The 7,171-nt window shown below is 45.8% G+C and carries 5 protein-coding genes, 1 pseudogene and 2 riboswitches; of the genes and pseudogenes, 3 read left to right on the top strand and 3 right to left on the bottom strand.

Translation table 11 applies throughout. From position 1 onward, the window contains the following. The first annotated feature begins 184 nt into the window (after positions 1-184). The gene (locus tag Q0307_RS19010) at positions 185-406 is read left to right on the top strand and encodes an IS1 family transposase (RefSeq protein WP_366936730.1); all 222 of its coding nucleotides are present in this window, start codon (positions 185-187) and stop codon (positions 404-406) included. A gap of 34 nt (positions 407-440) precedes the next feature. Here Q0307_RS19010 and Q0307_RS00810 read toward each other — a convergent pair. Then, positions 441-1,311 (bottom strand): annotated as a pseudogene (locus tag Q0307_RS00810) (Rpn family recombination-promoting nuclease/putative transposase). Between the two features lie 207 nt (positions 1,312-1,518). On the opposite strand from Q0307_RS00810, the gene Q0307_RS00805 reads away from it, so the two are divergent. After that, entirely contained in the window at positions 1,519-3,630 is a 2,112-nt protein-coding gene (locus Q0307_RS00805; RefSeq protein WP_298655044.1) for a molybdopterin-dependent oxidoreductase, read from the top strand. 160 nt (positions 3,631-3,790) lie between these two features. Next, positions 3,791-4,144 carry a YajD family HNH nuclease gene (locus tag Q0307_RS00800; RefSeq protein ID WP_298655041.1) on the top strand — a complete coding sequence of 118 codons (354 nt, stop codon included), beginning with the start codon at positions 3,791-3,793 and terminating at the stop codon, positions 4,142-4,144. 57 nt (positions 4,145-4,201) lie between these two features. On the opposite strand, the gene ahcY is transcribed toward Q0307_RS00800, so the two are convergent. Both ahcY and metK read right to left on the bottom strand, forming a co-directional pair. Then, positions 4,202-5,620 (bottom strand): adenosylhomocysteinase, encoded by a 1,419-nt coding sequence (gene ahcY / locus Q0307_RS00795; RefSeq protein ID WP_298655047.1) that lies wholly within the window; start codon positions 5,618-5,620, stop codon positions 4,202-4,204. Between the two features lie 22 nt (positions 5,621-5,642). Then, positions 5,643-5,732: riboswitch (S-adenosyl-L-homocysteine riboswitch) on the bottom strand. Between the two features lie 9 nt (positions 5,733-5,741). Then, positions 5,742-6,902 carry a methionine adenosyltransferase gene (metK, locus tag Q0307_RS00790; protein ID WP_298655038.1) on the bottom strand — a complete coding sequence of 387 codons (1,161 nt, stop codon included), beginning with the start codon at positions 6,900-6,902 and terminating at the stop codon, positions 5,742-5,744. Between the two features lie 27 nt (positions 6,903-6,929). After that, positions 6,930-7,012, bottom strand: a riboswitch (S-adenosyl-L-homocysteine riboswitch). Positions 7,013-7,171 lie beyond the last annotated feature (159 nt).

Here is a 7,171-nt window from a genome sequence, read left to right as displayed (position 1 = left end):
TTGCAGGGCTGATTAATCGAATGGTGACTCACTCTTGACTTTCGCTAGAGGTCTAGTGATCTACTTTCAGGTGATGTTCTAATGTTTATCAACTTACCTGACGATGCTACATTGCATGGTCAAAAAATTTTTGTGGTAGTTTCTCCATATAATTGATTAACGTTTCAGTATTAAGTAAATAGTCATGGATTTAAGCCATGGATTGCGTTTTAGACTAAACTACAGTACCAAACACTATACTCAATCTATTGGGCGACAGAATCTCAATTACTGTATCCATTTCAAGTGGCTCGCCCGATGCACGATTTGTTTTTCTAAGCCCATCGAGATTCATGACAATGTCATTAGAGAGTATGTCGCTAGAAATTATTTCATCGGATTAAATACATGGCTAATTAATCTTTAGTGAATTTTAGAGAGCTAGTCATGGTCTAGAATTATTAAAAAGTTGCTACAACCTCCAGCGACAAACCCACTAAATCAGCTACTTGTTCCACATTCATCCCTTTGGCAAGTAGACGACGAGTTGTTTCGCGCTTTCCTTCTTCCAATCCTAACTGCTTCCCCTTTTCGATTCCCACCAGCTCCCCCTCCTGATAGCCTTCTAAATGCGCTGTATCTTGTGCACTCATAAAGTCTCGATAATCTTTCAAGCTGGTTTCATAGACTTGGCGTTCTTCCGCATGCAGTTGGGCAATTTGGGCAGTAGCAAATAGGCGTTGAAAGATAGTTTCTTGCAGCTCACTTGGAATGCGATCCAGTTCATGCAGATGCTTGAAAGCATACAGCCATTTGTCTTGGAGGATTAAGAGTTCATGAGCTTGGCGATTAAAGCGGGGAAGCACTAAGTAAATGAAGTTCAGTTTGTCGTAGAACAAGCGATTGTGTTGGTCTTTGAGTTGGGCGTGGTAGAGCACATCTGGTTCATGGTCATCCACTAGGAAGTCGAGAATGCCAATGGTGTAAACGGCTGCAAGTTTATAATTCCAATCTCCGCGTTTGGATTGTTCTTGAATGGCAAAGGTGGAATAGAACAAGCTATGGTCTTTGAAGTAGATTTGTTTGACACGCTGCAACTCGATGATAAAACGTTCACCTGAAGGACTCATGCAGTTGAGGTCAAAAATCACTTTGCGGTCGGCAGCACTGATGCCTTGGTATTCGTTTTTAGTATAACTGAGCTCTGAGACTTGGTGATGGGCAGGCAGCAGTGTGTTCAGGAAGCTGATCAGCAGGTCTTTATTTGGTTCTTCGCCGAAGAGTTTTTTTGAAACCGAAATCGGTTAAAGGGTTGAGGTAGATGGCGGGCATGGGGGTATACCTATCAGTGAGAACTACTAGCATAGTATAGTGGAAACCAAGCCTGTAACCTAACTTGCTCCGGCACTAATTACCGCCTCATTAGAGGGTGATAATAATAGACTCCTGAAAATTTGAACACCACCACCATTTTAATGAAAAGTGCATGACTCTCAATATTCGTTATCATAGGCAGCATCCTGCTAACGAGAGGCGAAGATGACAGACACTACCATCAAACACACCACCTGTTACGAATGCGATGCCAATTGTGCGTTTACCGTGACTTTGAATGTGCAACAAGAAGCCATTGCAGTCGAAGGGTTGCCGAATTGTCCACGCGGGCAGATGCAATTGGAGCGGCAGTATCATCCACAGCGTTTGCTGTATCCGTTAAAGCGGGTGGGTGCAAAAGGTTCAGGTGAGTTTGAGCGGATTTCTTGGGACGAGGCGCTCGATACTATCGTCACCGAGTTGAATAAAGCCAAAGCGAAATATGGTGCGCCTGCCGTGGGCTTTTTTGCCGGTTACACTAAAGAAGCGCGCCCGCAATTGCAGCGTTTAGCGCATGCCTTCGGTAGCCCGAATTATCTCACCGAATCGGGCTGCTGTTTCTCGGCCACGATGGTTGCAGAAAAACTCACGTATGGTTATAAACTGAAAACCACCTCAACCGTTGAATCCCCTAAAACCAAGTGCGTGCTTGTCTGGTCAACCAATGCTGCTGGCTCAATTCCCCCGTTTGAACATCATCATTTAGCGAAAAAGAAAAAACATCGCAAAATGATTGTAGTTGATCCACGGCGCACAGAAACGGCTGCGCTTGCTGATATTCATTTACAAATTCGCCCCGGTACGGATGGCGCTTTAGCTCTGGGTTTTCATCATTTGATATTCGAGCATGGCTGGCAAGATCAGGCGTTTTTAGATGAATGGGCGAATGGTTTAGAGACCTTTCGGGAGTATATTCGCGAGTTTACCCCCAGTCGTGTTGCGGAAATTTGTGGGATTCAAGAGGCGGCTTTACGCGCAGCCGTGGAAATGTTTTCTACCACTTTGCCTTCACAAATTGCCATGTCACCCACCTCAACAGTGCAGCATAGTAATGGTTTCCAAAATCACCGTGCGATGATTCTACTCTCTGCCGTGCTGGGGATGATTGATCGTGAGGGTGGCAATCGCTTTTTCAATGATAAAGTGCTACCCAAGCCGATTGAGCTATTTGATGTATGTCTAAAAGAATTACCCCCTCGGATTGGTGATGAGGTGTTTCCGATTTGGACTAAATATTGGCCTGCCGGACAAAGCATGTTGATGCCAGATTGTATTCTAGAAGGTAAACCCCAACCCATGCGTGCTTTACTCGCAATGGGGATTAATACGGCGATGTGGGCAAATTCCAAACGTATGGAGCAAGCCTTAAGTAGTCTGGATTTCTTCGCGGTATCAGATTTTTTCCATAATCCAGCGACTTTACAGGCGGATATTGTACTACCTGCTGCTACGAGTTTAGAGCGTCCTGCTTTAATTGCCTATCCGGGTTGTGCTTATCAAGGTGAGGTCAAATATCGTCATCAAGCTTTGCCGCCACGCGGTGAAGCTAAACCTGATGGGCAAATCTTTTTGGAGTTGGGGGTACGCTTAGGCATGGTCGAGCAATTCTGGCATGGCAATTTAGAGGCTTCATGGGCAGAAATGGCAAAGGGCTTGCCGCAAGAGGTGCGTGAAGAAGCCTACGCTAATCCTGCAGGTGTGACGGTGTATAGTCCTGTGATCGAGGAATTAGTGGAGCGAGGTTTCCTCGATGCGGATCGGCAATGGCGCATTAATGGCTTCAAAACAGTGACTGGTAAGATTGAATTTGATTCGGTGGAATTGAAGCAACAAGGCTATGATGGCTTGCCGATTTATCGTGAACCGGCTGAAAGCCCCGTTTCTACCCCAGAGTTATTGCGCGATTACCCACTGGTTTTGACTTCAGGTGGGCGGCAGAAATACTTTACCCATTCACAGCAGCATAATGTTGCCCCGCTGCTGAAACTTGATCCTTATCCGCGTGTGCAGATTCATCCACTTGATGCAGCCGCGCGCCAGATTCAAAATGGTGATAGGGTAGAAATTAGTTCCCCACGTGGCCAAGTGCTTTTCCGTGCTGAAGTGACCGATAAAATGAAACTAGGTGTGGTGCATGCCTTTCACGGCTGGAATAGTGCCAATATTAATGAACTGACCGATGACCAAAGCCTTGATCCGATTAGTGGCTTTCCGCCGTTTAAGTCCTTGCTATGTCAGGTGAGGCCTGTTTCTACTGGGTCGCTAGAAGGTCATTAGACAGTAAAGTTACGTGGATTAATTCAGCAATCATCTTGAGGGACACATCATGATTTTAAGCGCTGATTCATGTTATTGTTTGTACGGAAACTAACATCTTATGCTAGCAAGCACCGATAAACGTCACTAAAGCTTGTGGTGGATTAGCGAGGAATCAAAGATGAATGCAAAAGAGCAAGAAATTGTCTTAAAGGCACGTCGCCAAGCAGAAGAGCGTGCTAAAGGCTATCGTGAGCAAGCTTTAAAGCTGTATCCGTGGGTGTGTGGGCGCTGCAGTCGTGAGTTTAATCATAGCAATCTGCGCGAGCTGACGGTGCATCATCGTGATCATAATCATGATAATAATCCAAGCGATGGTAGCAATTGGGAATTACTATGCTTGTATTGTCATGACTATGAGCACCAGAAATTAACAGAGGCCGCGTATGGTGGTTCGGCGGGGGATACGGTTTCAGCGGGAGCAACTTATAATCCGTTTGCGGATTTGAAGGCGAGGATGCAGAGAAAGGGTTAGCATTTTTTAAAAAACTACCCGCTATTTCAAGAGAAATAGCGGGTAAGCTATTATTAATTAATACCGATAATGATCCGGCTTATAAGGGCCTTCAGCCGCTACATTGATATATTTCGCTTGGTAGTCAGTCAGTTGAGTCAACTGGGCGTTCAATTTCTTCAATTGTAAACGCGCAACTTTCTCATCTAAATGCTTAGGTAAAGTGTAAACCCCGATAGGGTATTTGCCAGAATCCCGTTCAGTCCATAGTTCAATTTGCGCAATCGTTTGATTAGCAAATGACGAGGACATGACATAAGAAGGGTGACCTGTACCACAACCTAAGTTGACCAAACGACCCTGAGCTAACAGAATAATCCGCTTACCATCTGGGAAGATCACATGATCCACTTGGGGCTTGATCTCGTCCCACTCGTATTGTTCGAGGCTGGCGACATCAATTTCATTGTCAAAATGGCCGATATTACAGACGATGGCTTGATCTTTCATTTTTGCCATATGGTCGTGGGTGATCACATGGAAGTTACCCGTTGCGGTGACGAAAATATCCGCTTTATCAGCTGCATAGTCCATCGTGACCACACGATAACCTTCCATCGCAGCTTGCAATGCACAGATTGGGTCAATTTCAGTCACCCACACTTGTGCTGATAAAGCACGCAATGCTTGCGCAGAGCCTTTGCCTACATCACCATAACCTGCAACCACAGCAATTTTGCCTGCAACCATCACATCAGTCGCACGCTTAATACCATCGACTAAGGATTCACGGCAACCATATAAGTTGTCGAATTTAGACTTAGTAACCGAGTCATTCACATTAATAGCGGGGAATTTTAGCCCACCTCGTGCATGCATTTGATACAAGCGATGTACACCCGTCGTGGTTTCTTCGGTGACACCACGGATCGCGGCTAAGTTTTTGCTATACCAACCCGGATGCTCTTCAACACGACGACGAATCGCTGCGTATAGGTAAGTTTCTTCTTCAGAAGTCGGGTTAGCAACGATGCTGATGTCTTGTTCAGCACGTGCACCTAAGTGCAGCAATAAAGTCGCATCACCACCATCGTCCAAAATCATATTTGGTGTGCCGCCATCAGCCCACTCAAAAATTTTGTGGGTATAGTCCCAATATTCTTCCAAATTTTCGCCTTTATAAGCGAAAACCGGTGTACCGGCTGCTGCAATCGCAGCGGCAGCATGGTCTTGAGTCGAGAAAATATTGCAAGATGCCCAACGCACGTCAGCACCGAGGGCTTTCAGCGTCTCAATTAAGACAGCCGTTTGGATCGTCATGTGCAAAGAACCAGCTATACGAGCACCTTTTAGGGGTTGGCTAGCGGCATATTCTTCACGGATCGCCATTAAACCGGGCATTTCGGTTTCAGCGATTTTGATCTCTTTACGACCCCAATCTGCTAAGGCCATATCAGCGACAATATAATCGTGGAAGGTATTTGCTTTCGCGTTCATCATTCAATCTCCGAATGTTTCAATTGAATGAGCGCAGTTAATCTAAATGATTGCCTGAGCCTAGCGGTTAGCAGGTTGAATTTTGCTAACCGTTGCAGCGCTCCTCAGGCTGAGGAAGAAATTACAGACCGGCAGCAGAACGCAGTGCGTCCGCTTTATCAGTACGTTCCCACGGTAGATCTAAATCATTGCGTCCAAAGTGACCATAGCTCGCAGTAGGGCGATAGATCGGACGTAGTAGATCGAGCATTTTAGTAATGCCATAAGGACGTAAGTCGAAATGCTCACGGACTAAATTAGTAATCAATTTAGGATCAACTTTGTTAGTACCAAAGGTTTCAACGGTGATCGAAGTTGGCTGTGCCACACCAATCGCATAAGAAACTTGAATTTCGCAACGTTCAGCTAAGCCAGCTGCGACGATATTCTTGGCTACATAACGTCCTGCATAAGCAGCCGAACGGTCAACTTTGGAAGGGTCTTTACCGGAGAACGCCCCACCACCGTGACGTGCCATCCCACCGTAACTATCCACAATAATCTTACGACCGGTTAAACCACAGTCACCGACTGGGCCGCCGATCACGAAATTACCGGTTGGATTGATATGGAATTTAGTATCTTTGTGTAGCCATTCAGTTGGTAGCACGGGGAAAATAACATGCTCCATGACCGCCACGCGCAGATCATCCAAGCTAATATCTGGGCTATGTTGAGTAGACAGAACCACGGCGTCAATCGCCACGATTTTACCGCCTTCATAGCGCACGGTAACTTGTGATTTAGCATCAGGGCGTAACCAAGGCAAAGTGCCATTTTTCCGCACTTCAGCTTGCTTTTTTACCATTAAATGCGCATAGGTTAAGGCCGCAGGCATGAGCACATCGGTTTCATTGCTCGCATAACCGAACATTAAACCTTGGTCGCCAGCACCTTGATCTTCTGGCTTCGCACGGTCAACGCCCATCGCAATATCAGGTGATTGCTTACCGAGTGCATTAATGACTGCACAGGTATGGCCGTCGAAACCGATTTCTGAATTGTTATAGCCAATGTCATTCACGACACCGCGCACGATATTTTCGTAGTCAATTTCAGCAGTCGTGGTGATTTCGCCCGCGAGTACCACCATGCCGGTCTTGGTCAAGGTTTCGCAAGCTACACGCGCATATTTATCTTTGGCAATGATCGCGTCCAGAATCGCATCGGAAATCTGGTCGCACATTTTATCGGGGTGGCCTTCTGAAACAGACTCAGAGGTGAACAAATACGCCTCAGTCATTATCAATCTCCTAATCTATCTATTAATGATGACTGAGCGCCGTTGTATTTAAATTGTCCTTCAATCCACTGAGCCTGGCAGAAAAACCTGTCGCAACGCTCCTCAGTGATCGAGTTTTTTCATGCAGCACCTGCTGTGCCATGAAAAATGGCCTGCAAGCATAACTGAAACTGAAGGCTGATGCATCTGCTTTTAATCGATAAGCTTATACATAAAAAGTTGGTCATGCACCAGAAGAGTTGAAAAACATCTGATTAATGAATTCGCCA

Source organism: uncultured Thiothrix sp. (genome assembly GCF_937873765.1).
GTDB lineage: Bacteria > Pseudomonadota > Gammaproteobacteria > Thiotrichales > Thiotrichaceae > Thiolinea.
Note: the sequence above shows the minus strand (reverse complement) of the source record. Positions and strands in the feature narration are given on the sequence as shown.

Excerpts from the sequence above, each read along its gene's own strand:
- ahcY (WP_298655047.1), bottom strand. The coding sequence starts at position 5,620 with ATGAACGCGAAAGCAAATACCTTCCACGATTATATTGTCGCTGATATG.
- Q0307_RS00805 (WP_298655044.1), top strand. The coding sequence starts at position 1,519 with ATGACAGACACTACCATCAAACACACCACCTGTTACGAATGCGATGCC.
- Q0307_RS19010 (WP_366936730.1), top strand. The coding sequence starts at position 185 with ATGGATTTAAGCCATGGATTGCGTTTTAGACTAAACTACAGTACCAAA.
- metK (WP_298655038.1), bottom strand. The coding sequence starts at position 6,902 with ATGACTGAGGCGTATTTGTTCACCTCTGAGTCTGTTTCAGAAGGCCAC.
- Q0307_RS00800 (WP_298655041.1), top strand. The coding sequence starts at position 3,791 with ATGAATGCAAAAGAGCAAGAAATTGTCTTAAAGGCACGTCGCCAAGCA.